Here is a 22,557-nt window from a genome sequence, read left to right as displayed (position 1 = left end):
GCTTCCCATGGGGTAGGCAAACGGGGTGTTCCAAAGCCGGAAAAACGGTGCTTATATGCGCGCTTCACGAGCCTGATAGAGGGGCTTGGAAGAACATCAGGGAGTCCTCCATGAAAAAGAAACTGACTTTTGCGGCCGCGTTGCTGGCCGCAAGCGTCCTCGGCGGCATGGCCAATGCGAAACAGCTGGTCTACTGCTCGGAGGCGTCGCCGGCCGGCTTCGACCCGTCGCCGTGGAGCGGTGGCAACGACTTCGACGCGTCGTCGCGCACCATCTATTCGCGCCTGGTCGAGTTCGAACACGGCAAGACCACCATCACGCCTGGCCTCGCCGAGAGCTGGACGGTTTCCGACGACGGTCTCGAATACACGTTCAAGCTTCGGCCGGGCGTGAAGTTCCAGACCACCGACTACTTCACGCCGACGCGCGATCTCAACGCCGACGACGTGATCTTCTCCTTCGAGCGCCAGTGGAAGAAGGAAAACCCGTGGTTCGACTATCTGGCAGGCACCGGCTGGGAATATTTTGCCGGCATGGGCTTCCCGGATCTTCTCAAGGAAATCGTCAAGGTCGACGACCTGACGGTGAAATTCGTCCTGAACAAGCCTGAGGTCGCTTTCCTGCCGGATCTCGGCATGGATTTCGCTTCGATCGTCTCCAAGGAATATGCCGACCAGCTCGACAAGGCTGGCACCAGGCAGCAATTCACCCAGAAGCCGATCGGCACCGGTCCGTTCCAGTTCGTCGACTACCAGGTCGACGCGGTCATCCGCTACGCGGCATGGGACGGCTACTATGGCGGCCGCCAGAAGATCGATGATCTGATCTTCGCCATCACCACCGATCCGGCCGTGCGCGCGCAGAAGCTGAAAGCGGGCGAGTGCGATATCATGTCGTACCCGGCGCCGGCCGACATTGCCGGCCTGAAAGCCGACCCGAACCTCAAGGTCGACGAGCAGGAAGGCCTGAACATCGGCTACATGGCCTACAACACGACGCAGGCGCCCTTCGACAAGGTCGAGGTCCGCAAGGCCCTCAACATGGCCGTCAACAAGCAGGCCATTCTCGATGCCGTCTATCAGGGCGCTGGCCAGGCGGCGATAAACCCGATCCCGCCGACGATGTGGTCCTATAACAAGGAGGTCAAGGACGACCCGTACGATCCGGACGCGGCCAAGAAGATGCTGACGGATGCCGGCGTCACGGATCTGTCGATGAAGATCTGGGCAATGCCGGTCAGCCGCCCGTACAATCCGAACGCCCAACGGGTCGCGGAACTGATCCAGGCCGATTACGCCAAGATCGGCGTGAAGGCCGAGATCGTCAGCTACGAATGGACCGAGTATCGCGAACGCGGCAAGCAGAAGGACCGTGACGGCGCCTTCCAACTCGGCTGGACCGGCGACAATGGCGACCCGGACAACTTCCTGTTCCTGCTCGGCTGCGATGCCATCGGCCAGTCCAACTATGCGATCTGGTGCAACCAGGAGTTCGAAGCCCTGCTGCAGAAGGGCAAGGCGACCACGGATGTCGCCGAGCGCACCAAGATCTACGAGGAGGCTCAGGTCGTGTTCAAGCGTGAGGCGCCGTGGCTGACCATCGCCCATTCCAAGGTCTTCATGCCGATGAACAAGAAAGTTACGGGCTTCGTCATGGATCCGCTCGGCATTCATCGGTTTGACGGCGTCGACGTCGCCGAATAACTGCTGAGAAATAGAACGGCGACGCTGGACTTAAAGCGTCGCCGTTCTATGAAGCAAGATGCTCCGCTATCTCCTCCACAAGCTCGCCTTGATCATCCCGACCGTGTTCGGCATATCGCTGGCGGCGTTCGCTTTCGTCCGGCTTCTGCCGGGCGACCCGATCACGGCCCTGGCCGGCGAGCGCGGCGTCAGCCCGGAACGCTACGCCGAGCTTGTCGAGCGGTTTGGCTACGACAGGCCTTATGTCGTCCAGTATCTGGAATATATCGGCAGGGTCCTGACCGGCGACTTCGGCATATCGCTCGCCACCAAGCGGCCGGTGCTCGGTGAATTCCAGGCGCTGTTTCCGGCGACGCTGGAACTGGCGACGATCGCGCTGATCATCGCCGTGCTCATCGGCATTCCCGCCGGCATCTTCGCCGCGGTCAAGCGCGGATCTTGGTTCGACCAGGCGACGATGGGCGTGGCGCTGACCGGCTATTCGATGCCGATCTTCTGGTGGGGGCTGCTGCTCATCATCTTCTTCTCCGGCTATCTCGGCTGGACGCCGGTGTCCGGCCGCATCGGCCTTCAATATTTCTTCAAGCCGACGACGGGGTTCATGCTGATCGACAGCCTGATCTCCGGCAAGAGCGGCGCTTTCAGGTCCGCCGCCAGTCATCTTGTCCTGCCGGCGATCGTGCTGGCGACGATCCCGCTCGCCGTCATAGCGCGCCAGACGCGGTCGGCGATGCTGGAGGTGCTGGGCGAAGACTACGTCCGCACCGCCCGCGCCAAGGGCCTGGCGCCGCGTCGCGTCATCGGGCTCCACGCTTTTCGCAATGCGCTGATCCCCGTCGTTACCACCATCGGCCTGCAGGTCGGCACGCTGATGGCGGGCGCCATCCTGACCGAAACGATCTTTTCCTGGCCCGGTATCGGCAAGTGGATGATCGACGCGATCGCCAAGCGCGACTATGTCGTCGTCCAGAGCGGCTTGCTGATCATCGCGCTGATCGTCATGGCGGTGAACCTGATCGTCGACGTGCTCTACGCCGTCATCAACCCACGTATCCGGGTGCAGTGAGATGACCGACCAAACCACGGCAGAAGCCACCGCCGCCTCCATTCCGACCGGCGGCCGGCAACGCGCCTTCACCGAGTTCTGGCATTACTACTCGATGAACACCGGCGCCGTCATCGGCCTGGTCGTGTTCACTGCCCTGGTGCTGGTGGCGATCTTCGCGCCGCTGGTCGCACCGCATTCGCCTGACGAACAGTTTCGTGACGCGCTGCTGTCGCCGCCGGCCTGGCAGGAGGGCGGCAGATCGATGTTCCTGCTCGGCACCGACGCCGTTGGCCGCGACATGCTTTCGCGGCTGATTTTCGGGGCGCGGTTCTCGCTGTTCATCGGACTGGTCGTCGTCGTTTTCTCGCTGACCAGCGGCATCGTCCTCGGCGTGCTCGCCGGCTATTTCCGCGGCTGGGTCGATACGCTGATCATGCGCGTCATGGATGTCATTCTGGCCTTCCCGTCGCTGCTCCTTGCCCTGGTTCTGGTGGCGATCCTCGGGCCCGGCCTGTTCAACGCCATGCTGGCGATCGCGCTGGTGCTGCAGCCGCATTTCGCGCGGCTCACCCGTGCGGCAGTGATGGCCGAAAAGAACCGCGAATATGTGATCTCCGCCAAGGTGGCCGGCGCCAGTCATCTCAGGCTGATGGTGAAGACGATCTTGCCGAACTGCATGGCGCCGCTGATCGTGCAGGCGACGCTGTCCTTCTCCAACGCCATTCTCGAGGCCGCGGCTCTCGGCTTCCTTGGCGTCGGCGCGCAGCCGCCAACGCCGGAATGGGGCACGATGCTGGCCACGGCGCGCGAGTTCATCCTGCGCGCGCCATGGGTGGTGACCTTCCCCGGCCTTGCTATCCTGATCACGGTGCTCGCCATCAACCTGATCGGCGATGGCCTGCGCGATGCCTTCGACCCCAAGCTGAAGCGGTCGTGACCATGCCTCTTCTCGACATCAAGAACCTCACCGTGTCGTTCGATACCGCCGCCGGACCGTTCATGGCCGTGCAAGGCATCGACTTGTCGATCGAGCCGCGCGAGGTGCTGGCGATCGTCGGCGAATCCGGCTCCGGCAAATCGGTGGCGATGCTGGCGGTGATGGGGCTGTTGCCGAACACGGCGACGGTAAAGGCCGATCGCATGGCCTTCGACGGCATCGACCTGCTTGAGCTCAGCCCGTCCGAGCGCCGCAAGATCGTCGGCAAGGACATCTCGATGATCTTCCAGGAGCCGATCGCCAGCCTCAATCCGTGCTTCACCGCCGGTTTCCAGATCGAGGAGGTGCTGCGCTTCCATTTGGGCATGGACCGCGCCCAGCGCCGGGCCCGTGCCATCGAACTGATGAAGCTGGTCGGCATCGCCGATCCGGAAGAGCGGCTGAACTCGTTCCCGCACCAGATGTCGGGCGGCCAGTGCCAGCGCGTCATGATCGCCATCGCCATCGGCTGCAATCCCAAGCTGCTGATCGCCGACGAGCCGACCACCGCGCTCGACGTCACCATCCAGAAGCAGATTCTCGATCTTTTGGTCGGCTTGCAGGCCAAATACGGCATGGGGCTGATCATGATCACCCACAATATGGGCGTCGTGGCCGAGACCGCCGACCGCGTCATCGTCCAGTACAAGGGCCGCAAGATGGAAGAGGCCGACGTTCTGTCGCTGTTCGAGCAGCCGAAGAGCAACTACACGAGGGCGCTGCTATCGGCGCTGCCGGAAAACGCCGTCGGCGACCGGCTGCCGACCATTTCCGACATGCTGTTCGAACCGGCTCCGTCTGCTGCTGGAAGCGGGCCTGCAACGGGAGCCGCGTCATGAGCGTGACGGTTCTCGAAGGCAAGAACATCGTGCGCGACTACCATGTCGGCGGCGGCCTGTTTCGTCCCTCGCGCACGGTGCACGCGGTCAAGGGCGTTTCGTTCAGCGTCGACAAGGGCAAGACGCTGGCCATCGTCGGCGAAAGCGGCTGCGGCAAGTCAACGCTCGCACGTATCATAACCCTGATCGATCCCGCGACAGCGGGCGAGCTCTTCATCGACAGCAACAAGGTCGACATCGCTAGGAATGGGCTGACGAAGGAGATGCGCCGCAAGGTGCAGATCGTCTTCCAGAACCCTTACGGTTCGCTTAATCCGCGCCAGAAGATCGGCGACGTGTTGGGCGAGCCGCTGCTCATCAACACCGACACGCCAGCCGACGAACGGCGCGATCTCGCCATGAAGATGCTGAAGAAGGTCGGCCTCGGACCGGAGCATTACAACCGTTACCCGCACATGTTCTCGGGCGGCCAGCGCCAGCGCATCGCCATTGCCCGCGCGCTGATGCTCAATCCGAGCCTTTTGGTGCTCGACGAGCCGGTCTCGGCGCTCGATCTGTCGGTGCAGGCGCAGGTGCTCAACCTGCTCGCCGACCTGCAGGACGAGTTCGAACTGACCTATGTCTTCATCAGCCACGACCTGTCGGTGGTGCGCTACATCGCCGACGAGGTGATGGTCATGTATTACGGCGAGGCCGTCGAATACGGCTCGCGCGACGAGGTCTTTGCGGACCCCAAGCACAGCTACACCAAGACGCTGTTTGCGGCGACGCCGCGCGCCGACGTCGCTAGCATCAAGGCGAGGCTGGCGAAGAAGAAGGCCGCCTGACGCCGCAATTGCGGTACCCAGCCCATGCTGAGGTTCAGGGCGCCGGCTGATCAAAAGCTACAGCGACCGCGATTCCTACGGAATGCAGTGCTTCTCGACGTCACGCGCGGTGAACTCTGCTGCTCGCCGCCATGCTTCGTCGGTATCTCCCCGGTAAGTCAGGTATCGATCGCAGACAGGTTTGTTGCTGCTCAAATCCAGCACCGCAAACTTCACCCAGCCGACCAGCGTGCTCATCTTGTGCACCTGACCGATCAGGAGATATTTCGCGCTGGCTGTTCTTGCCTGTTTCGAGAGATCGACAAGGCCGGGGTCCTTGATGGTGCACTGTTCTGTCTGACAGGGTAACGCGACGAGCTTGATCTTCTCCGAAAGGCCATCCTGCAACGCAACGCCAAATGCCTTCAGTCGCGCTTCGTGTTCGGCGGTCTGGTCCCTGACTTCGCCTGATGTATCCCTGAACTCGAAATCCGCGACGGCGAGGGTCGCTGGCTCGACGACATCGGCAAAAGCGGCCGGCGCAAGTAGACCAGCGCCCATCAGGATCAGGAAAAATTGTCCACACTCAAAAAGTCGAAATCGAACTTCCGCACTTTGCACCTTGAGCATCTCGTTTCTCCGAGGTTAGGACGATACCCATCCCAATGACGGTGCCGATTTGTCTCTTCGCGCTGTTGGAAGACGCGGAAGCGGGCGCAGACTACCCGGTTGCGTCGCGACGTCAACTTTCAACCCGTTACTGGGTGGACTCCACCTCCGCGACAACCAGCTTGCCTTTGGCGCGTGAGATTTCGAGTGCCTGGCCGGCCCCTGCCAACGCGCCCGGGACCGAGATCACGAGCGCCTGGCCCTCGCTGAGGGTCGCGACGAAGCGTACTGGCAGGTTTTCTTCGCCCGCCGCCATCGTGGTGACCACCCGGTAGCCGTCATCCGCCTCCGTGTAGTAGACGACGCCATGAAAATTGCCGAGATCGACGGTCCCACCCTGACGGGCCGTGAGTTCGCCGGCAGAAGCGGAACCTGCCACGACGCAAAGCGCCGCAAGTGCTGTGTATCTGAACATGGTGTTTCTCTCCATTTGGAATTGTCGTTTGGGTGGGTGGTCGCCTGCGGCTGCATCCCCAAAAATTACGCGGCGAGCTGATCCTCACGGGCAGCCGCGATCATCACGCTGGCGAGCAACCCGTAGGCCGCCTCCCAAGCCTCGCGGACAGCCGGCGTAAAAGCCGTGCCGAGGCCGGCCGCCAGCGTCTCGATGAGCGCTTGCCCGACGATCGGGTAATGACGACCTCGACACCGTAAGTCACGTGACGCCTGGCGAGCACGCGCACCGTCGGCAGGATGGTGTCGGCTCGGTCCAGTCCATGCACGACGAAGCCGAGGCTCGCTATCAGCTTGGCGCCTTGCTTGGTCATGTCTGTCACCGGAAACAGCGCGCGAAGATCCGCGTCGATCGCGAACAGGCGCTCGTAGAACAGCGCGGCGGCGGCCACGCGGATCGGCACGATCTCGCGAAAACTGTCCTGGACAAGTCTGGTCTGGTCGGGTGTCATCGGCGACGCTCCTGCGTTCCTGCTCTTGCGGCGACCATCGCCCCAAAGCGTTTCGCATGCATGTCGCCTGCGCCTGGATGTGTTTCAGTTGTGTCTCAATTGGTTTTCATTTCGCGCTCATTTGACTTCTTTATCGAGAGGCACGCCGAGAGTGCCAGGCCGAACTCTCGCGGACCTCGACCTGGCCATAGCTGAAAACCTGGGGCGCGGCGCCAGCTTGGAACTGCATCGGCAGTCGGTCATTATATCGGGGAGCCGGCGGCTCCTCCCCTATGCCTCCGTTCGGATGGAGAAATCATGCTGCGGATACTCATTGCTTCGTCTCTTCTTCTCGCCTTCGCTGCGCCCTCGACCACGCTCGCGCAGGACAGCATCGAGAGCGAAACAGGCCGCGTTGCGGTCGAGACCTTTGCCGAAGGGCTCGAGCATCCCTGGGGCGCGACCTACCTGCCCGACGGCGCGTTGCTGGTCACCGAGCGTCCGGGGCGGCTGCGGCTCGTCTCGACCGACGGAGCCGTTTCCGACCCGATCGACGGTGTGCCGGACGTCCTTGCCAGCGGACAAGGCGGTCTGCTGGATGTGGCGCTCGATCCGGACTTTGCCGACAACCGAACGGTTTATCTCTCCTATTCGGAGCAACGCGGCGGCGGCGCGGCCACCTCGGTCGGCCGTGGACGCCTGGACGAGAACGGCAGCGCGCTTTCGAACTTCGAAGTGATCTTCCGGCAGGAACCAGCCGTATCCAGCCGGCTGCACTACGGCTCCCGCCTGGTATTCGCGCCGGATGGCAAGCTCTTCGTCACGCTCGGTGAGCGCGGCAAGATGCGAGAGGCGCAGGACCCGAACAATCATCTCGGCACGATCGTCCGCATCAACCCCGATGGTTCCGTGCCTGACGACAATCCCTTCGTCGGCAAGAACGGCGCCGACGAGATCTGGTCCTACGGCCATCGCAATGTGCAAAGTGCTGCGCTCCATCCCCAAACCGGCGTGCTCTGGACGGCGGAAATGGGACCGCTCGGCGGCGATGAGCTGAACATTCCGCAAGCGGGCAGGAATCACGGCTGGCCCGAGGTAAGCTGGGGCCGGCACTATTCGGGCGAACGCATCCCCGATCCGTCGACGCGGCCGGAGCTTGCCGACTCCATCCATAGCTGGACACCCGTCATCTCGCCTTCCGGCATGACCTTCTACACCGGCGACATGTTTGCCGATTGGCGCGGCGACCTGTTGATTGGCGGACTGTCGGCGGAAGGCATCGTTCGAGTCAGGATCGATGGAAAGCAGGTCGCTGGCGAGGAAGTCCTGGCTCTCGGCAGGCGTATCCGAGATGTGATGCAGGCTCCCGACGGCGCGGTCATGGCGTTGACCGACGAACCAGCGGGAAAGATATTGCGACTGACGCCGGCAGCGTCGCAGTGATGCCGCGCGGTGGCGCTTGGGAAAGGGCCGAACATCATCGCTGCCGCACTTTTTGCCACACTTTTAAATCATTCGAAACGTTGCGTTTCGATACGACAGAAAGCGTAATGGTAATCAGTGGATTAGTGGTGCCGCTTAGGTGACTCGAACACCAGACCCCATCATTACGAATGATGGCCCAGCGGGTTTCTGCGGGTTTCCGGTGATCACCTCAAAATCATCTAAATAGCGAACGCATGGTGCGCGACATCGCCGCCGGCAAGACCGCCAAGGACGAGAAGGTCGGCCCGCGCCGCCGCATCATCGTCAAGGGCGGCGCGGGGGCGGCGCGCCGGGTGGTGCGAGTTCTCTCGGCCATGTTCAGCTTTGCGCTTCGCCGCACACCACCGCTGGCGGCGCAGAACCCCTGCGAGAAGGCGAAGGTCAACAAGGTCGACGGCAAGCGCACGCGGTTCCTCGACCTCGACGAGGTGCGCCGCCTCGGCAAGGCGCTCGACGCGCTGGAGGCCGAAGGCGTCAACCCGAAGGCGCTCAACATCACGCGGTTGTGGGCGCTGACCGGCTGCCGGCGCGATGAGATGGCCGGGCTCAAATGGAGCGAGGTCGATGACAAGCACGCCTGTCTCAGGCTCGCCACAAGCAAGACCGGCAGGAGCATCCGGCCGCTCGCGGCACCAGCTCTGATACTGCTGGCATCGCTGCCGCGCTACGCCAAGGCGAGCGAGGCGGATGGCCTGTCGCCGTGGGTGTTTCCGGCCGAGCGCGGCAACCGCCATTTCCAAGGCACCAAGGGACTATGGCCAAAGATCGTGAAGAAGGCCGAGCTGACCGGCGTCACGCCGCACACCCTGCACCACACGCTCGACTCGCATTCCGTGTCCTTCGGTGAGACGCTGGCGATGACGGGGGCGATCCTCGGCCACGCCGATCACCAGTCGACTGCGATCTATGCTCATCTTCAGGCATCGCCCGTCCAGCGTGCCGCTGACCGTGCGGTGGGGCCAATCGCGGCGCCGCTCGCCGGCAAGACGCCCGGCAAGCTGCTGCCGATGAAGAAGCGGGCGGCCCGATGAAATCGCTCGCCTTGCCGCCTGCGACCCGCAGGCAGGCGCACGCAGCCGCCGGGTGGTGGGTTCCATCGTCCTAAGCCTCGCGCTCGGCCTGAGCCTTCTGTGGCCGCTCCGACATCGACGCGCCGGGCAGCGAGCAGGTCGACCAATGACCGACGATGAAGTCAGCAAGGCGCTGGCGGCGCTGCACGGCACCGACAACCACTACTCGCGCCAGTATCAGCAGGGGTATCTCGCCCGTCATGCCGGGCACGTCCGCAAACCCTTAATTTCACGATGAAATTCTTCGCGTGATCCTAACGCCCTCTTAAGCGATTCCAGTCAACTTCGATAGAACCTAACATAGGTAGCAGGGTGCGGCAGTAGCACGCGAACCACCCTGCGCATGGCCGTAAGTCGATTGTCACTGCAACAAAATGCCAGCCTGTGTTGCAAATGTACAACTGCGCATTGTGAGAAACGCTGCTAAAAATGTAATCTAGAATTCTACCTACCTTCACGAAAAGGCTCGCCCACATGAAGAAGTTGCTGCTAGGACTTTCGTTTTCGCTGCTCACTTCCACGGCCATTGCCGCGGACGCCGTGGTTGAGGAAGTGGCGATTGAAGCGCCAAGCGTATTCGTATGGACTGGCGGGTATGTCGGCCTTCAAGCGGGCTACCTTTGGGGAGATTCCACCGCCGACTACTCGGATACCGGCTTTCCCGGTTTCACATCCCCAATCGACCCCGACGGATGGTTCGGCGGTGTCTATGCGGGTTATAACTATCAGTTCAGCAACGCGCTGGTGCTCGGCGTCGAAGCCGACATAAGTTATGCCGACGTCGATGGATCAAGCCCCCTTTTGAACCCCGCCGGAGATCCGGTAGCTGGCCAGAGCTTCGACGGAGAGATCGACTGGGTGGGGTCTGTTCGCGCGCGGGTCGGCTACGCGATCGACCGATTTCTGCCGTTCGTCACCGGTGGCGTGTCGTTCGCCCACTACGACGTAGGCAACACGGTCTTTGGCACGACCGAACACGCTTTGGACGAGACCCTGACTGGGTGGACCATCGGGGGCGGCGTGGAATACGCATTTACTGACAATCTGCTCGGCAAGATCGAGTATCGTTATGCCGACTACGGGGACGAACGAGCCGGAGCAGTTGCATTCGATGACTACGACGTCGATCTCGAAACTCACGACGTCCGCCTCGGTATAGCCTACAAGTTCTGATCGTCGCGAGGGCGGGTTTCTCGTTCCGGCGCTCACTCCCCCTTGGCATTATCGGAGGAGATAACTTCTCCGAGCGTGCCCTTCTTCGTCTCGACCGTTCAGGTCTCGACACCCTCCCCGCCGCGTGAGGCGTGGACGGGCGATAGCAGGCAACTTGACCCGCCGCTGCCGGCGCCGCCACCGCGGCCTTGATCGCGAGTTCAGCATTTGCCACCGAGCCGACGATGGAACTGCCGGAACCGGCGTCGCAGGCGACTGCACACACGAAACCGGAGCCGGCTGCGACGCCGGCCTCCCTCTGCGCGACGATAGGCGAAACCGCCAACTCGCTGATGACGGCACGGCAACTCGACACGCCGATGTCGAAGGTCGACCAGATCGAAACCACACCAGAGATCAAACAAGCCATGCGCGCGATGGTCACGTTCGCCTACGAGCAGCCGGCATACTCGTCGGACGAAGGGCGCAAGCGCGCCGCGAAACGCTTCCGCAACGAAGTCGAACTGGCCTGCTACACAAAGTACAGCGAATGACGCCTCGATGGGGCTAGATCAGCGAACGTCCGATAATCGGCCAGCCAGCGGTCAAGATCGCGGCCGAGCTGCTGCCGGTCGAGCCCTGCCGAGATCGCAGCAACGCCGCGCTTGAGAGCTGCCGCGACCTTTGACACGATGCGGTCGACCGCCGCCGCCGAGAAGGAGGTCTGTTTCCGAGCTGCCGTCAGCTCAGCCTGAGACAGTCGCGGGCCAGTCTTGCGGACCCCTCGGCGGCGCTGCGTCATTCCGGCGCGCCTTCGCTGGATGCAGTGGTGACACGGTGGCGACACGGTGACAACAGGCTGATCGGCGGCATTGGTCTGTTGGTCGTAAGCTGTTGAATTTGTTGGAAAAAAGTGGTGCCGCTTAGGTGACTCGAACACCTGACCCCATCATTACGAATGATGTGCTCTACCAACTGAGCTAAAGCGGCCCGGGAAGCCAAGGCCTCCAAGATGCGCTGGGTCATAGACGCAACCCGCCACAAATTCAAGATGGGACTTGGCAATTCGTGTCGGCTTATCCCGGGCCTATAAGCGACCGCCCCTCCGACCGGCCATGCGGTTGCGCGAAGCCTCAACGCCAGGTTGTGCTTGTCGCGTTGGCGATGCATCGGGAAACCGGCGAAAAATGTTGATTCTTTTACCGAAAACCGCCGAAATCGGCTTTCGATGCATCGCCAAGGCAGAATGCGGCCGCTGGCCCGTTGATTGATCGGTCGCCTGCGGCTAACGATCATGACAATGTGACCATACGTGCAGGGGGTCCCCGTTGGACGCGATCGAAAAAGCGATCCGGAATGCCTTCGAGAAAGGCAATGCCGAAGACCGCGCGTTTCGCGAGCGGGTGTACCGATCGGCCTTCGCCGCGCTTGATCGTGCCCTGCAGGCCAACCCGAACGTGACGGTGGAAGTCGCCATCAAGCGCCGCAAGGCGGTGCAGGCCAAGATAACCGAAATCGAATCCGAATTCCTGCCGGCGGTTCCCGCTGTCGGCCGGCCGACCGATGACGACGCTGCAGCACCGGCTGCGGAGCAGCCGGCTGGCAGCGAAGCCGATGCCGAACCCGAGGCCGATGCCGAACCGGATGCCGGCGCCGACGCTGAACCAGCGCCGCCGCCTGAGGTCGTTGTTGACGGTCCGGCGGAGTCTCCTGCATCGGTCGCGCCTCCTGCTTCCGACGCACCCCCAGCTTCCGATGCGCCGCGCTCGCGCGTCTTGCCGGTCGTTCCCGACATCATGCCCGAAGCGGCTTTTCCCGATGCGCCGGAGATCGACTTGTCGTCCCCCCAATCGGCCGGGGACGGCGACGCAGAGGTGATGCCCGACCGCGACGACAGGCGGGTGAGAGGTCCCCGCCTGCCTCTCACCGCGATCTTCCTCGGCGTGACGCTGCTTGCAGCCGCCGGCATCGGCCTCTATTTCGCTGCCCAGACCGGCGTCTTCAAGTCGGCGGCCGAACTCGACACCGCCCCGCCGCAAACGCCACCGACGGTGGAAGACGATGATTTCACGCCGCCAGGCGACACGGCCCCGCCGCTGAACGCCGGCGAGGCGGATGAGGCGCGCGACTGGATCAATGTGTTTTCACCGAGCGACCCGACGCTTGTCAGCGCGCCTTCGGACGCCAAGGCCGAAGTCATGCAGGACGACAGCGGTTCTTTCCTGCGCATCCGGTCGGGCGCCTCCGGTTCGGCGATCAGCTTCGACGTCGAGCAAGGCGTCTTGGACAAACTCGCCGGCAAGCACGCCACGTTCGACATCATCGCCCGCTCCGAGGAGGGCCAGGAGACGCAGATCTCCGTCGACTGCAATTTCGGCGAACTCGGCGACTGCGGCCGCAAGCGCTACGCGGTCGGCCACGAGCGCAACGAATACCTGTTCGATGTGCGGTTTCCCGACAAACGTCCGGGCGCTGCCGGCACCATCGCCATCAATTCCGACTTCGACAAGCAGGGCAAGTCGGTCGACATCTACGAGATCCGCGTCGCGATTGTTCCTTGAGCCTCAACGCATCGGCCCGAAAATTGGAATCGATTTTCGGAAAGCACGATGCGTAGATTATAACTGTTAGAGCGTACTTTGTGCGTCCAATTGGACGCACGTCGCTCTAACTATCGATCAGCGCCTGCAGCGTCTCGATGCGGTCGGCTTCGGCCGCTGGCTTGTCCCAGCGCAGCCGCGAAATGCGCGGAAAGCGCATGGCGACACCGGATTTGTGCCGTGTCGAGCGGTTGAGCCCTTCGAACGCCACCTCCATCACCAGGCCTTGTCTGCGGTCGGCCCGCACCGAGCGGACCGGGCCGAAGCGCTCGATCGTGTTGTCGCGGACATATTTGTCGATCTGCCTCAGTTCCTCGTCGGTGAAGCCGAAATAGGCTTTCCCCACCGGCACCAGTTCCTCCGATCCTTCCGGGCCGGACCAGACGCCGAACGTGTAATCGGAATAGAAACTCGAACGCTTGCCGTGGCCGCGCTGGGCATACATCAGCACGGCGTCGATTGTGTGCGGATCGCGCTTCCATTTGAACCATGGGCCTTTCGGCCGGCCGGTGAGATAGGGCGAATCCCAGCGCTTCAGCATCACGCCTTCGATGACCGGATGCAGCGGCTTGCGGCGCAATTCCTCCAGCGCCTGCCAGTCGGTGAATTCGACCAGCGGCGAAAGATCGAAGCGGCTCGGATCGAGCGTCTGCACGAAGGCTTCGAGGTGGCCGCGCCGCTCGCGGAAAGGATGCATGCGCAAGTCCTCGTCGCCGATCTGAAGCACGTCGTAGCAGCGCATGAAGGCCGGGTATTGCTGCTGGATCTTCGGTGTCACGCTCTTGCGGTTCAGCCGCTGCTGCAGGTCCGAGAACGTGCCGGTCGCCTGCCGGGGATCGCCGACCAGAAGCTCGCCGTCGAGGGTGGCGGAGAAATCCATCGCCTCTGCGAGGTCAGGAAAAGCCCGGGAGACATCGTCGCCGGTGCGCGAGTAGAGCCGGCGAACACCGCCTTCCGATACCGCCTGGACTCGGATGCCGTCCCATTTCCACTCGGCGGCATAGTCGGCGGGATCGAGCTTTTCGAGGTCGCCGTCACCGATCGGGTTGGACAGCATCACCGGCCGGAACAGCGCCAGCGCTGTCTTTTTGGGTTTTTCTGCCTTGCCCTCCAGCCAGGCGAACAGCTCGGCATAGGGCGGCGTCAGCCCATGCCAGAGTTCTTCAATCTCGGCGACGTCGACCTTGCCGAGGTCGGCCAGCGCCTGCTTGGCCAATCGCGCCGAAACGCCGATGCGCAGGCCGCCGGTGACCAGCTTGATGATGGCGAAGCGCGCCGAGACGCTGGCGCTGTCGAGCAGCCGGGCCAGCACCGTCGGCCCGTCGGAACGGCTCGCCGCCTGCAATTTCGCGACGACCTCGGCGAGCGTCGGCTCATGGTTGGCGATATCCGCCGGCGATTGCGGCCAGACCAGCGACACCGTCTCCGCCAGGTCGCCGACATAGTCGTAGGAATAGCCGAACAGCACCGGGTCCATGCGCTCCATGACCAGCGCGCGCAGCATCGCCGGCTTGACCGCCGCGATGGTCAGGTCGCCGGTGATGGCAGCCAGCGCCAGACCGCGATCCGGATCCTCGACGCTGCGGAAATAATCGCTCAACAGCGTCAGCTTGCCGTTGCGCGACGGCGTCAGCACGAGGCGGTCGAGGAGTTCGGCGAAGCGGTTCATAATGCGGGCCGCGCCGATAAGATGAGTTTGCACTCCACGCCAGCCCCCTCTGGCCTGCCGGCCATCTCCCCCGCAAGGGGGGAGATTGGCAGCTTCGGCCCCGCGCTCATTCCTCCAACGTTGGAGATTGGCGAACCCAGTGGCGACATCCGATCTCCCCCCTTGCGGGGGAGATGGCCGGCAGGCCAGAGGGGGGTGTGAAGGATCGCGGCGCCGGCATTTGATGGATCAATAATTGCCATCAATCGCCCTCATCCTCATAGCCGACGAGATGCAGCGGCCTGGCAGCGATGCCTTCGAGTTCGCACCAGCGCACCAGGGCCTCCTCGCGGCCATGCGTCACCCAGATTTCCTCCGCGCTGGTTTCCCTTATCGTGGCGGTCAGTTCGTCCCAGTCGGCATGGTCGGAAACGATCAGCGGCAGCTCGACGCCGCCCTGCTTGGCGCGCTGGCGGATGCGCATCCAGCCGGAGGCAAAGCACGAGATCGGATCGGGAAAGCGCCGCGCCCAGCGGTCGGCAAACGCCGATGGCGGGCCGACGACGATGGCGCCGGTGAAATCCTCCTTGCCACTGCTTTCGACGGTCGCCGGCTCCAGCGTCCCGAGCTCGATGCCCTGGCTCTGATAGTAGTCGCTGAGCTTGGCCAGCGCGCCGTGGATATAGATCGGCCTGTCGTAGCCGGCGTCGCGCAGCAAGCGCATGACGCGCTGCGCCTTGCCGAGCGCATAGGCGCCGACCAGATGCGCGCGTTCGGGAAACTGCGCCGTCGATTTCAGCAGCCGGGCGATCTCTTCGGTATCGGGCGGATGACGGAACACCGGCAGGCCGAAAGTCGCCTCGGTGATGAACACGTCGCACTTGACCGGTTCGAACGGCTCGCAAGTCGCGTCCCTCTGGCGCTTGTAGTCGCCCGAAGCGACGATGCATGAGCCCTGATGCACGACCTCGATCTGCGCCGAGCCCAGCACATGGCCGGCCGGATGGAAAGTTACGGTGACGCCGTTCAGCGCAATCGCCTCGCCAAGTGCTGCCGCTTGCGTCGTCCCGGCAAAACCCTCGCCGTACCGCAGTCGCATGATGTCCAGCGTCTGTTGTGTAGCCAGCACCGAGCGGTGGCCGGAACGGGCATGGTCGGAATGGCCGTGTGTGATCAGCGCCCGGCTGACCGGCCGCACCGGATCGATGAAGAAATCGCCGGGCGGGCAATAAAGGCCCTCGGGCCGAGGGTGAAGCAGGTCGCTGGCGCGCATGGCTCCAAGATAGTTGCTAATTCCGGCGCGGGAAGCCTGTTGCAAGTGACTGCTGACTCGGCATACAGGCAACTGCCGGCGGGATCTCCATCACGAAATCGCATCAGGCCTTGTCCGGCGACCCTTTTCGTTCACCTGCGCCACGCGTGGCGGCGGCTGCGAAAAAGTCCGATTCGCGTGCCCGAAAGGGCAGGACACTGACACGGAGGACGTTGCATGCGCTGGAACTTGGTGGTCTTGGCATCTTGCCTGGCAATAGCCGGTTGCGTCGGCACCTCGATTGCCGAGCGACAGGACGCGAATGTCCAGTCCTCGCTGCAATATGACAGCGTGCCTTGCGATCAATTGCTGGCGCAACGAAACCGGCTGGCGCAGCAATACCGCCTTCCACTGGATGCCAAGCCGTCCTTCTCCGATCCCGGGGTGGGTCTCGGCCCGTTCACGCCGGACGCCCGTTCCAAGACCCAGCGCGACGTCGAACAGGCAAGCGGCCGGATCGACGCCATGAACCGGTCGATCGCCCGCCGCGAATGCGGCAAGCCGGGTTAATACCCGGCGTTGCGATCGACGACGTTCTCGAGCTTCTCGCCGCGCTCGAAGGCGGCCATCTGGCGCAGCATGATCGGCACCAGATGCACGGGATCGGAGGTCGCCGCCGCATGCGGGGTCACGAACACCTTCGGGTGGTTCCACAGCCGGCTGGTCTTCGGCAGCGGCTCGACCTCGAACACGTCGAGGCTCGCCTCCTTGAGCGTGCCGTCCTCCAGCGCACGCAGAATGTCGGCGTCCTTCTGCAACTTACCGCGCCCGGCGTTGATCAGCACTGAGCCGCCGAGGCCGTTGCGTTTCCTCAACTCCTTCAGCACGCCGTAATTGATGATGCCTTGCGTCTGCGGCGTAAGCGGCAACAGCACCACCAGGATATCGGTGGCGTTGAGGAAGGGGATCAATCCGGCCTCGCCGGCATAGGTCGAAACGCCTTCCATCGGCCTGTCGCTGCGCGACCAGCCATTGACCGCAAAGCCGAGCGACAAAAGCACCGACGCCGCCGCGCGGCCAAGCGTGCCAAGCCCCATGATGCCGATGGAGATGTCGCCGGCCGGCCGCTGCGGCGACTCGTGCCAGATCTTCCTTTGCTGCTGCGACCGGTAAAGCAGGCCCTGCCGATGGTGATCGAGCACCCGCCAGACGACATATTCGGTCATGTACTGGGTCAAATTGTCGGCCACGACCTTGACGATCGGCACGTCGGGCAAAGTGGGATCGGCGAAGATATGGTCGACGCCGGCGCCGATCGAAAAGACAGCGCGCAGATTGGGCAGGGACGACAGAAGGTTCGGCCGCTGCTTCCAAACCACCGCATAGGTGATCGAAGGATCGCTGGCGCCTTCCGGCTCCAGCACCACCTCGCGTTCGGCCGACAAGAGTTCGCGCCAACGGCCTGGATGGATACCGGTGAGGGCAAGCAGGACACGGCCTTTTTCCATGGCGGGTTCTTTTTCCTTTATGCGGGTCCAGCCTACTCGCTGACGATGCCGACCGGCGCCGTTTCGATCCTGAATGCGGCCGAGATCAGCGCCTTGGTATAGTCGGTCTGCGGCCGTTCGAAAATCTGTTCGGACGGGCCGGCCTCGACGATCCTGCCATTGCGCATGACGATGACGTCGTTGGCAAGCGCACGGATGACCTTCAAGTCGTGGCTGATGAACAGATAGGCGAGGTCGTGCTTCGCCTGCAGGCTGCGCAGAAGGTCGACCACCTGCGCCTGCACGCTCATATCGAGCGCCGAGGTCGGCTCGTCCAGCATGACGAAGCGCGGGTTGAGCACCATGGCGCGGGCGATGGCGATGCGCTGGCGCTGGCCGCCGGAAAACTCGTGCGGATAGCGATTGCGCGTGGCGGGATCGAGCCCGACTTCACCGAGCACATCGACAATGCGATTGTCGCGCTCATCGGGCGACAGTTTCGGCTCGTGGATCTTCAGCCCTTCCTCGATGATCTCGGAGACCGACATGCGAGGACTCAACGACCCGAACGGATCCTGGAAGACGATCTGCAACTCGCGCCGCAGCGGCCGCATGGCGTTGAATGACAGCTCGTTGATATCGCGCCCATCGAACTGAATGGTCCCGGTCGACGAGATCATCCTGGCCAGCGCCAGGCCGAGCGTCGTCTTGCCCGAGCCGGATTCGCCGACGACGCCGAGCGTCTGGCCGGCGCGCACGGTGACGTCGATGCCGTCGACCGCCTTCACATTGTCGACGGTGCGCCGGAAAAAGCCTTTCTTGATCGGAAACCAGACTTTTATGTCCTGGCCGGTCATAACTGGCCTGGCGGCTGTGTTGGCGGCGGGCGGCTTGCCCTTGGGTTCGGCGGCAAGCAAATGCCGCGTATAGCTGTGCTGCGGGTTGGCGAAGATTTCTTTCGTCGGCCCGGTTTCGACGATCTTGCCCTTGGTCATCACGCAGACCCGGTCGGCGATCTTTCTGACGATGCCGAGGTCGTGGGTGATGAACAGCATCGACATGCCTTTGCGGCTCTTCAACTCCGCGAGCAGCTCGAGGATCTGCGCCTGCACAGTGACGTCGAGTGCGGTCGTCGGCTCGTCGGCGATCAGCAGTTCCGGCTCGTTGGCCAGCGCCATGGCGATCATGACGCGCTGGCGCTGACCGCCGGAAAGCTGGTGCGGATAAGCGTCGAGCCGCTTCTCCGGCTCGCGGATGCCGACCTCGTTGAGCAGCTCCAGCGTGCGCGCCTTGGCTTGGCGGTCACCCAGGCCCTGGTGCAGCGTCAGCACCTCGACGATCTGCTGCTCGATCGTGTGCAGCGGGTTGAGCGAGGTCATCGGCTCCTGAAAGATCATGGTGATCTTGTTGCCGCGCACCCGGCGCAATGCCTTCTCGTCGGCAGCGAGCAGATCGGCGCCCTGGAACAGGATTTTTCCCGACGGATGGCTGGCGGCCGGATAGGGCAGCAGCTTCAGCACCGACAGCGCCGAGACCGACTTGCCGGAGCCGGATTCGCCGACCAGCGCCACCGTCTCGCCCTTGGCGATGTCGAAGGAGATGTGGTCGACGGCCATCGACTGGCGGCCTTCCTGCGCGAAGGCAACGCTGAGGTCTTGCACGGAAAGGAGAGGGGCGGTCATCGCTCAACTTCCGCTACAACCCTGTCCAAGGCGGAAATTTCCGGTCGTATGACCGAAATTTTGGCTGCCATTTGAGGGGGAACGAGACGATTTGGTGCGATGGAATAGGTCTCTTTCAATCTCGTATCCGCAGTCAGAAATTGTGTGCAGCCGAAGTGCATCGCTGTGGAAAGATGGATCGCGTCCGGCAATCTCAAGGAAAGGAATTCCGAACGCAACTGCGCTGCGTGCCAGAGAACCTCGCGAGTTATCGTCCCAATTGAGATGAAGGCATTGCCGATTGAAATATTGTCGTAGAGTTCGATTAGTCGCTCATTGTTCTTTTTCAAGGGATCGACCATCAACTCTGCGAGCACGAGTTCACTCGTCGCCAGGAACGGCTGCTTTCTGCCCTCGTTCAGCGAAATGAGCTGAAGCAGTTTTTTTGCAAGCGCATCATTGTTTTCAAAGGCATAGATGAAAATGTTGGTATCGACATAAAGCCGGACTGCAGCCATCAATCCTCCCACTCATCGCGGAGGGCACGAACACGCGCGACAGCCTCGTCGAGGCTTGTTCCCGGCGCGTTGGCCTGAGCATTCCGCATGAGTTCAAGCAATTGTTCGCGGCCAAGTGGCCTGATGGCCTCCTCCTCCACTGTCACTTTGACCGAGGCGCTCGGAGCTATGCCTTTTCGCAGTTCATCCGGGAGCTTCGATGCCGGGTAGTGTTCAAGGATGACCCTATTCATGACCCTGTCCTCTGCGGATTGACGGACTGAACGGACGCCAACGCACCGTCAAAGCCGCCGGTTCCTTGAGGTACGTCCGCTTTTTGTCGGGATTGCCATTTCCGAAACATAACATGTCAAATGCCAGCCTGCATCGCCCTCATCTGAACGTCTTGCGCGGATCGAAGGCGTCGCGGGTCGCTTCGCCGACGAAGACCAGCAGCGACAGCATCAGCGAGATGACGACAAAGCCGGAGATGCCCAGCCATGGCGCGTTGAGGTTGCGCTGCGCCTGCTTGAGGAGCTCGCCCAGCGAGGCCGAGCCGGGCGGCAGGCCGAAGCCAAGGTAGTCGAGCGAGGTCAGCGTCGAGATCGAGCCGCTGAGCAGGAAGGGCAGGAAGGTCAGCGTCGCCACCATGGCGTTGGGCAACAGATGCCGGAACATGATAGTACCGTTGGGTACGCCCAGCGCGCGCGCGGCGTTGACATATTCGAAGTTGCGGGCGCGCAGGAACTCGGCCCGCACCACGCCGACCAGCGCCACCCAGGAGAACAGCAGCATCAGCCCGAGCAGGATGAAGAAGCCGGGCGGCAGGATGGCGGCGACGATGAGGAGCAGATAAAGCACCGGGATCGCCGACCAGATTTCTATGAAGCGCTGGAATAGAAGGTCGGTCCAGCCGCCGAAATAACCCTGCAATGCGCCGGCCGTCACGCCGATCACCGCCGAGCCGGCGGTGAGGATCAGGCCGAACAGCACCGAGACCCTGAATCCGTAGATGACGCGCGCCAGCACGTCGCGCGCCTGGTCGTCGGTGCCCAGCCAGTTCCAGTTGCCGACGACGCAATTGGGGTCGGCCGCACCTTGCGGATACTGGTTGCAACGTGTCTTGGTGTCATAGAGCCAGGACGGCTTGGTTGGTGCGGCCTCGGGAATGGCGTTGTTGACGGTCCGGTAGGAGTAGCGGACGGGCGGCCAGATCATCCAGCCGTGGGCATTGATCTCGTCCTGGATGACCGGGTCGCGATAGTCGGTGACCGCGTAAAAGCCGCCGAACTTCTCCTCGGGATAAGCGACCACGACCGGAAAAAGGATCTCGCCTTTGTAGGAGACGAGCACCGGCTTGTCGTTGGCGATCCATTCGGAAAACAGCGACAGCACGAAAAGCACAAGAAAGATCCACAACGACCAATACCCGCGCCGGTTGGCCCTGAAATTCTGCAGCCGCCGCTGGTTGAGCGGCGACAGCCAGGGCCGTGCGCTCCGGCCCGGCGCCGTTTCGGCTGCGGCCCCGGCCATCAGACGTCTCTCCGCTCGAAGTCGATGCGCGGGTCGACCCAGGTATAGATCAGGTCGGACAGCAGCCCGACGATCAGGCCAAGCAGCGAGAAGATGTAGAGATTGGCGAACACCACCGGATAGTCGCGCTCGACCACCGACCTGAAACCGAGCAGGCCGAGGCCGTCGAGCGAAAAGATGTTCTCGATCAGCAGCGAGCCGGTGAAGAAGGCCGAGATGAAGGCGCCGGGAAAGCCGGCGACGACGATCAGCATGGCATTGCGGAAGACGTGACCGTAGAGAACCCGCCGTTCCGACAGACCCTTGGCGCGCGCGGTCACCACATATTGCTTGCGGATTTCCTCGAGGAACGAATTCTTGGTCAACAGCGTCGTGGTGGCGAAGGCCGACAGCACCAGCGCCGTCAGCGGCAAGGTCATGTGCCAGAGATAGTCGACGATCCGCGCCGGCCAGGACAACTGGTCCCAATTGTCGGAGGTGATGCCGCGTAGCGGGAACCAGTCGTAGAACGATCCGCCGGCAAACAGCACCATCAGCAGGATGCCGAACAGGAAGCCCGGAATGGCGTAGCCGACAATGACGACGCCGCTGGTCCATACGTCGAATGCCGAGCCGTCCTTGACGGCCTTGCGGATGCCGAGCGGGATCGAGATCAGGTAGGACAGCAGCGTGATCCACAACCCGATCGAGATCGACACCGGCATCTTCTCCAGGATCAGATCGATCACTGAAATGTCGCGGAAATAGCTGTCGCCGAAATCGAACCGGATATAGTTCCACAGCATCATGCCGAAGCGCTCGAGCGGCGGCTTGTCGAAGCCGAACTGCTTTTCCAGCTTGGCGATGAATTCGGGGTCGAGCCCTTGCGCGCCGCGATATCTCGAACCGGCATCGCCGGCCACGTCGAAATTGCTGGCGCCGGCGTCACCGCCGCCGCCGCCAAGGCGATCGCTGCCGCCCTGGTTGGTCAGCCTGGCGATGACCTGTTCGACCGGCCCGCCCGGCGCGAACTGGATGACGGCGAAAGACACTGCCATGATGCCGAACAGGGTCGGGATCATTAGCAGGATGCGGCGCAGGATATAGGCGCCCATCAGTTTTCACCCTCCCCCTTGTGGGGAGGGTCGATCCGCGAAGCGGAGCGGGGTGGGGGTGCTTTCAAGTCAATGCATGCGCCGGCACCCCCCCCCCCCGCGCGGCCACACGCCCGGCGGGGGGGGGGGGGGCCAGCACCCCCCCCCCCCCGG

At 62.8% G+C, this 22,557-nt stretch carries 24 protein-coding genes and 1 tRNA gene; 12 read left to right on the top strand and 13 right to left on the bottom strand.

Features of this window, described 5'->3' with window-relative positions; genetic code table 11:
* Positions 1-110: 110 nt before the first annotated feature.
* The 5 genes from AC0L2A_RS23950 to AC0L2A_RS23930 are packed head-to-tail and all read left to right on the top strand — an operon-like array spanning position 111 to position 5,393.
* Complete coding sequence (locus tag AC0L2A_RS23950; protein WP_023802896.1) at positions 111-1,703, top strand: ABC transporter substrate-binding protein; 1,593 nt, start codon at positions 111-113, stop codon at positions 1,701-1,703.
* 58 nt (positions 1,704-1,761) lie between these two features.
* The gene (locus tag AC0L2A_RS23945) at positions 1,762-2,769 is read left to right on the top strand and encodes an ABC transporter permease subunit (RefSeq protein WP_027151636.1); all 1,008 of its coding nucleotides are present in this window, start codon (positions 1,762-1,764) and stop codon (positions 2,767-2,769) included.
* 1 nt (position 2,770) lies between these two features.
* Positions 2,771-3,688: an ABC transporter permease subunit gene (locus AC0L2A_RS23940; protein WP_027151637.1), complete on the top strand. Its 918-nt coding sequence runs from the start codon at positions 2,771-2,773 to the stop codon at positions 3,686-3,688.
* Between the two features lie 2 nt (positions 3,689-3,690).
* On the top strand, positions 3,691-4,566 hold the full coding sequence (locus AC0L2A_RS23935; RefSeq protein ID WP_473610961.1) for an ABC transporter ATP-binding protein: 876 nt from the start codon (positions 3,691-3,693) through the stop codon (positions 4,564-4,566).
* Positions 4,563-5,393 (top strand): dipeptide ABC transporter ATP-binding protein, encoded by an 831-nt coding sequence (locus tag AC0L2A_RS23930; protein WP_287070547.1) that lies wholly within the window; start codon positions 4,563-4,565, stop codon positions 5,391-5,393. Before AC0L2A_RS23935 ends, AC0L2A_RS23930 begins: the two co-directional genes overlap by 4 nt.
* 75 nt (positions 5,394-5,468) lie before the next feature.
* Here the strand turns inward: AC0L2A_RS23930 and AC0L2A_RS23925 are convergent, their stop codons facing one another.
* From AC0L2A_RS23925 to AC0L2A_RS23915, 3 genes are all read right to left on the bottom strand, one after another.
* Positions 5,469-6,002 carry a DUF2380 domain-containing protein gene (locus tag AC0L2A_RS23925; RefSeq protein ID WP_473610936.1) on the bottom strand — a complete coding sequence of 178 codons (534 nt, stop codon included), beginning with the start codon at positions 6,000-6,002 and terminating at the stop codon, positions 5,469-5,471.
* 127 nt (positions 6,003-6,129) lie between these two features.
* Entirely contained in the window at positions 6,130-6,456 is a 327-nt protein-coding gene (locus AC0L2A_RS23920) for a hypothetical protein (protein WP_287066901.1), read from the bottom strand.
* A 103-nt stretch (positions 6,457-6,559) separates the two neighbouring features.
* Positions 6,560-6,946 (bottom strand): globin domain-containing protein, encoded by a 387-nt coding sequence (locus AC0L2A_RS23915; protein WP_473610934.1) that lies wholly within the window; start codon positions 6,944-6,946, stop codon positions 6,560-6,562.
* 297 nt (positions 6,947-7,243) lie between these two features.
* Between AC0L2A_RS23915 and AC0L2A_RS23910 the strand changes: the two genes are divergently transcribed.
* The 5 genes from AC0L2A_RS23910 to AC0L2A_RS23890 all read left to right on the top strand — a co-directional run bounded on the left by AC0L2A_RS23910 (position 7,244) and on the right by AC0L2A_RS23890 (position 11,186).
* Positions 7,244-8,368: a PQQ-dependent sugar dehydrogenase gene (locus AC0L2A_RS23910; protein WP_473610933.1), complete on the top strand. Its 1,125-nt coding sequence runs from the start codon at positions 7,244-7,246 to the stop codon at positions 8,366-8,368.
* Between the two features lie 236 nt (positions 8,369-8,604).
* Complete coding sequence (locus AC0L2A_RS23905; protein WP_473490569.1) at positions 8,605-9,441, top strand: tyrosine-type recombinase/integrase; 837 nt, start codon at positions 8,605-8,607, stop codon at positions 9,439-9,441.
* Between the two features lie 145 nt (positions 9,442-9,586).
* On the top strand, positions 9,587-9,718 hold the full coding sequence (locus tag AC0L2A_RS23900) for a hypothetical protein (RefSeq protein WP_473610931.1): 132 nt from the start codon (positions 9,587-9,589) through the stop codon (positions 9,716-9,718).
* 236 nt (positions 9,719-9,954) lie between these two features.
* Positions 9,955-10,653, top strand: coding sequence for an outer membrane protein (locus AC0L2A_RS23895; protein ID WP_473610930.1), 699 nt, complete (start codon positions 9,955-9,957; stop codon positions 10,651-10,653).
* 224 nt (positions 10,654-10,877) lie between these two features.
* The gene (locus AC0L2A_RS23890; RefSeq protein ID WP_473610928.1) at positions 10,878-11,186 is read left to right on the top strand and encodes a hypothetical protein; all 309 of its coding nucleotides are present in this window, start codon (positions 10,878-10,880) and stop codon (positions 11,184-11,186) included.
* On the opposite strand, the gene AC0L2A_RS23885 is transcribed toward AC0L2A_RS23890, so the two are convergent.
* Both AC0L2A_RS23885 and AC0L2A_RS23880 read right to left on the bottom strand, forming a co-directional pair.
* Positions 11,165-11,434, bottom strand: a complete 270-nt coding sequence (locus AC0L2A_RS23885; RefSeq protein ID WP_473610927.1) for a hypothetical protein — start codon at positions 11,432-11,434, stop codon at positions 11,165-11,167. The two genes, AC0L2A_RS23890 and AC0L2A_RS23885, sit on opposite strands and share 22 nt — an antisense overlap.
* 112 nt (positions 11,435-11,546) lie before the next feature.
* Positions 11,547-11,622: transfer RNA gene (locus AC0L2A_RS23880), tRNA-Thr, on the bottom strand.
* 338 nt (positions 11,623-11,960) lie between these two features.
* Here AC0L2A_RS23880 and AC0L2A_RS23875 point away from each other — a divergent pair.
* On the top strand, positions 11,961-13,193 hold the full coding sequence (locus AC0L2A_RS23875) for a hypothetical protein (protein ID WP_473610926.1): 1,233 nt from the start codon (positions 11,961-11,963) through the stop codon (positions 13,191-13,193).
* Between the two features lie 106 nt (positions 13,194-13,299).
* On the opposite strand, the gene AC0L2A_RS23870 is transcribed toward AC0L2A_RS23875, so the two are convergent.
* Together AC0L2A_RS23870 and AC0L2A_RS23865 are read right to left on the bottom strand one after the other, a co-directional pair.
* Complete coding sequence (locus AC0L2A_RS23870) at positions 13,300-14,901, bottom strand: cisplatin damage response ATP-dependent DNA ligase (RefSeq protein WP_473610960.1); 1,602 nt, start codon at positions 14,899-14,901, stop codon at positions 13,300-13,302.
* Positions 14,902-15,142: 241 nt separating this feature from the next.
* Positions 15,143-16,153: a ligase-associated DNA damage response exonuclease gene (locus tag AC0L2A_RS23865; protein ID WP_473610925.1), complete on the bottom strand. Its 1,011-nt coding sequence runs from the start codon at positions 16,151-16,153 to the stop codon at positions 15,143-15,145.
* Between the two features lie 216 nt (positions 16,154-16,369).
* Here AC0L2A_RS23865 and AC0L2A_RS23860 point away from each other — a divergent pair, with 216 nt between their 5' ends.
* Positions 16,370-16,702, top strand: a complete 333-nt coding sequence (locus tag AC0L2A_RS23860; protein ID WP_473610924.1) for a hypothetical protein — start codon at positions 16,370-16,372, stop codon at positions 16,700-16,702.
* Here AC0L2A_RS23860 and AC0L2A_RS23855 read toward each other — a convergent pair.
* The 6 genes from AC0L2A_RS23855 to AC0L2A_RS23830 form a co-directional block, all read right to left on the bottom strand.
* Positions 16,699-17,640 carry a 2-hydroxyacid dehydrogenase gene (locus tag AC0L2A_RS23855; RefSeq protein ID WP_473610922.1) on the bottom strand — a complete coding sequence of 314 codons (942 nt, stop codon included), beginning with the start codon at positions 17,638-17,640 and terminating at the stop codon, positions 16,699-16,701. The genes AC0L2A_RS23860 and AC0L2A_RS23855 overlap by 4 nt on opposite strands.
* 32 nt (positions 17,641-17,672) lie before the next feature.
* Positions 17,673-19,301: an ABC transporter ATP-binding protein gene (locus AC0L2A_RS23850; protein ID WP_473610921.1), complete on the bottom strand. Its 1,629-nt coding sequence runs from the start codon at positions 19,299-19,301 to the stop codon at positions 17,673-17,675.
* Positions 19,298-19,798: a type II toxin-antitoxin system VapC family toxin gene (locus AC0L2A_RS23845; RefSeq protein WP_473515049.1), complete on the bottom strand. Its 501-nt coding sequence runs from the start codon at positions 19,796-19,798 to the stop codon at positions 19,298-19,300. The genes AC0L2A_RS23850 and AC0L2A_RS23845 overlap by 4 nt, the downstream gene beginning before the upstream one ends.
* A complete protein-coding gene (locus AC0L2A_RS23840) occupies positions 19,798-20,031 on the bottom strand; it encodes a hypothetical protein (RefSeq protein WP_473515048.1) in 234 nt (77 codons plus the stop codon). The genes AC0L2A_RS23845 and AC0L2A_RS23840 overlap by 1 nt, the downstream gene beginning before the upstream one ends.
* 139 nt (positions 20,032-20,170) lie before the next feature.
* Positions 20,171-21,310: an ABC transporter permease gene (locus AC0L2A_RS23835; protein WP_027151651.1), complete on the bottom strand. Its 1,140-nt coding sequence runs from the start codon at positions 21,308-21,310 to the stop codon at positions 20,171-20,173.
* Positions 21,310-22,404, bottom strand: coding sequence for a microcin C ABC transporter permease YejB (locus AC0L2A_RS23830; protein ID WP_473515046.1), 1,095 nt, complete (start codon positions 22,402-22,404; stop codon positions 21,310-21,312). Before AC0L2A_RS23830 ends, AC0L2A_RS23835 begins: the two co-directional genes overlap by 1 nt.
* Positions 22,405-22,557: the final 153 nt, after the last annotated feature.

The sequence above is a fragment of the Mesorhizobium sp. WSM4844 genome (assembly GCF_055811775.1).
Note: the sequence above shows the minus strand (reverse complement) of the source record. Positions and strands in the feature narration are given on the sequence as shown.

Excerpts from the sequence above, each read along its gene's own strand:
- AC0L2A_RS23900 (WP_473610931.1), top strand. The coding sequence starts at position 9,587 with ATGACCGACGATGAAGTCAGCAAGGCGCTGGCGGCGCTGCACGGCACC.
- AC0L2A_RS23890 (WP_473610928.1), top strand. The coding sequence starts at position 10,878 with ATGGAACTGCCGGAACCGGCGTCGCAGGCGACTGCACACACGAAACCG.
- AC0L2A_RS23915 (WP_473610934.1), bottom strand. The coding sequence starts at position 6,946 with ATGACACCCGACCAGACCAGACTTGTCCAGGACAGTTTTCGCGAGATC.
- AC0L2A_RS23945 (WP_027151636.1), top strand. The coding sequence starts at position 1,762 with ATGCTCCGCTATCTCCTCCACAAGCTCGCCTTGATCATCCCGACCGTG.
- AC0L2A_RS23855 (WP_473610922.1), bottom strand. The coding sequence starts at position 17,640 with ATGGAAAAAGGCCGTGTCCTGCTTGCCCTCACCGGTATCCATCCAGGC.
- AC0L2A_RS23860 (WP_473610924.1), top strand. The coding sequence starts at position 16,370 with ATGCGCTGGAACTTGGTGGTCTTGGCATCTTGCCTGGCAATAGCCGGT.
- AC0L2A_RS23910 (WP_473610933.1), top strand. The coding sequence starts at position 7,244 with ATGCTGCGGATACTCATTGCTTCGTCTCTTCTTCTCGCCTTCGCTGCG.
- AC0L2A_RS23845 (WP_473515049.1), bottom strand. The coding sequence starts at position 19,798 with ATGGCTGCAGTCCGGCTTTATGTCGATACCAACATTTTCATCTATGCC.
- AC0L2A_RS23925 (WP_473610936.1), bottom strand. The coding sequence starts at position 6,002 with ATGCTCAAGGTGCAAAGTGCGGAAGTTCGATTTCGACTTTTTGAGTGT.
- AC0L2A_RS23850 (WP_473610921.1), bottom strand. The coding sequence starts at position 19,301 with ATGACCGCCCCTCTCCTTTCCGTGCAAGACCTCAGCGTTGCCTTCGCG.
- AC0L2A_RS23865 (WP_473610925.1), bottom strand. The coding sequence starts at position 16,153 with ATGCGCGCCAGCGACCTGCTTCACCCTCGGCCCGAGGGCCTTTATTGC.
- AC0L2A_RS23870 (WP_473610960.1), bottom strand. The coding sequence starts at position 14,901 with ATGAACCGCTTCGCCGAACTCCTCGACCGCCTCGTGCTGACGCCGTCG.
- AC0L2A_RS23840 (WP_473515048.1), bottom strand. The coding sequence starts at position 20,031 with ATGAATAGGGTCATCCTTGAACACTACCCGGCATCGAAGCTCCCGGAT.
- AC0L2A_RS23950 (WP_023802896.1), top strand. The coding sequence starts at position 111 with ATGAAAAAGAAACTGACTTTTGCGGCCGCGTTGCTGGCCGCAAGCGTC.
- AC0L2A_RS23940 (WP_027151637.1), top strand. The coding sequence starts at position 2,771 with ATGACCGACCAAACCACGGCAGAAGCCACCGCCGCCTCCATTCCGACC.
- AC0L2A_RS23830 (WP_473515046.1), bottom strand. The coding sequence starts at position 22,404 with ATGGGCGCCTATATCCTGCGCCGCATCCTGCTAATGATCCCGACCCTG.
- AC0L2A_RS23835 (WP_027151651.1), bottom strand. The coding sequence starts at position 21,310 with ATGGCCGGGGCCGCAGCCGAAACGGCGCCGGGCCGGAGCGCACGGCCC.
- AC0L2A_RS23920 (WP_287066901.1), bottom strand. The coding sequence starts at position 6,456 with ATGTTCAGATACACAGCACTTGCGGCGCTTTGCGTCGTGGCAGGTTCC.
- AC0L2A_RS23885 (WP_473610927.1), bottom strand. The coding sequence starts at position 11,434 with ATGACGCAGCGCCGCCGAGGGGTCCGCAAGACTGGCCCGCGACTGTCT.
- AC0L2A_RS23905 (WP_473490569.1), top strand. The coding sequence starts at position 8,605 with ATGGTGCGCGACATCGCCGCCGGCAAGACCGCCAAGGACGAGAAGGTC.
- AC0L2A_RS23895 (WP_473610930.1), top strand. The coding sequence starts at position 9,955 with ATGAAGAAGTTGCTGCTAGGACTTTCGTTTTCGCTGCTCACTTCCACG.
- AC0L2A_RS23935 (WP_473610961.1), top strand. The coding sequence starts at position 3,691 with ATGCCTCTTCTCGACATCAAGAACCTCACCGTGTCGTTCGATACCGCC.
- AC0L2A_RS23930 (WP_287070547.1), top strand. The coding sequence starts at position 4,563 with ATGAGCGTGACGGTTCTCGAAGGCAAGAACATCGTGCGCGACTACCAT.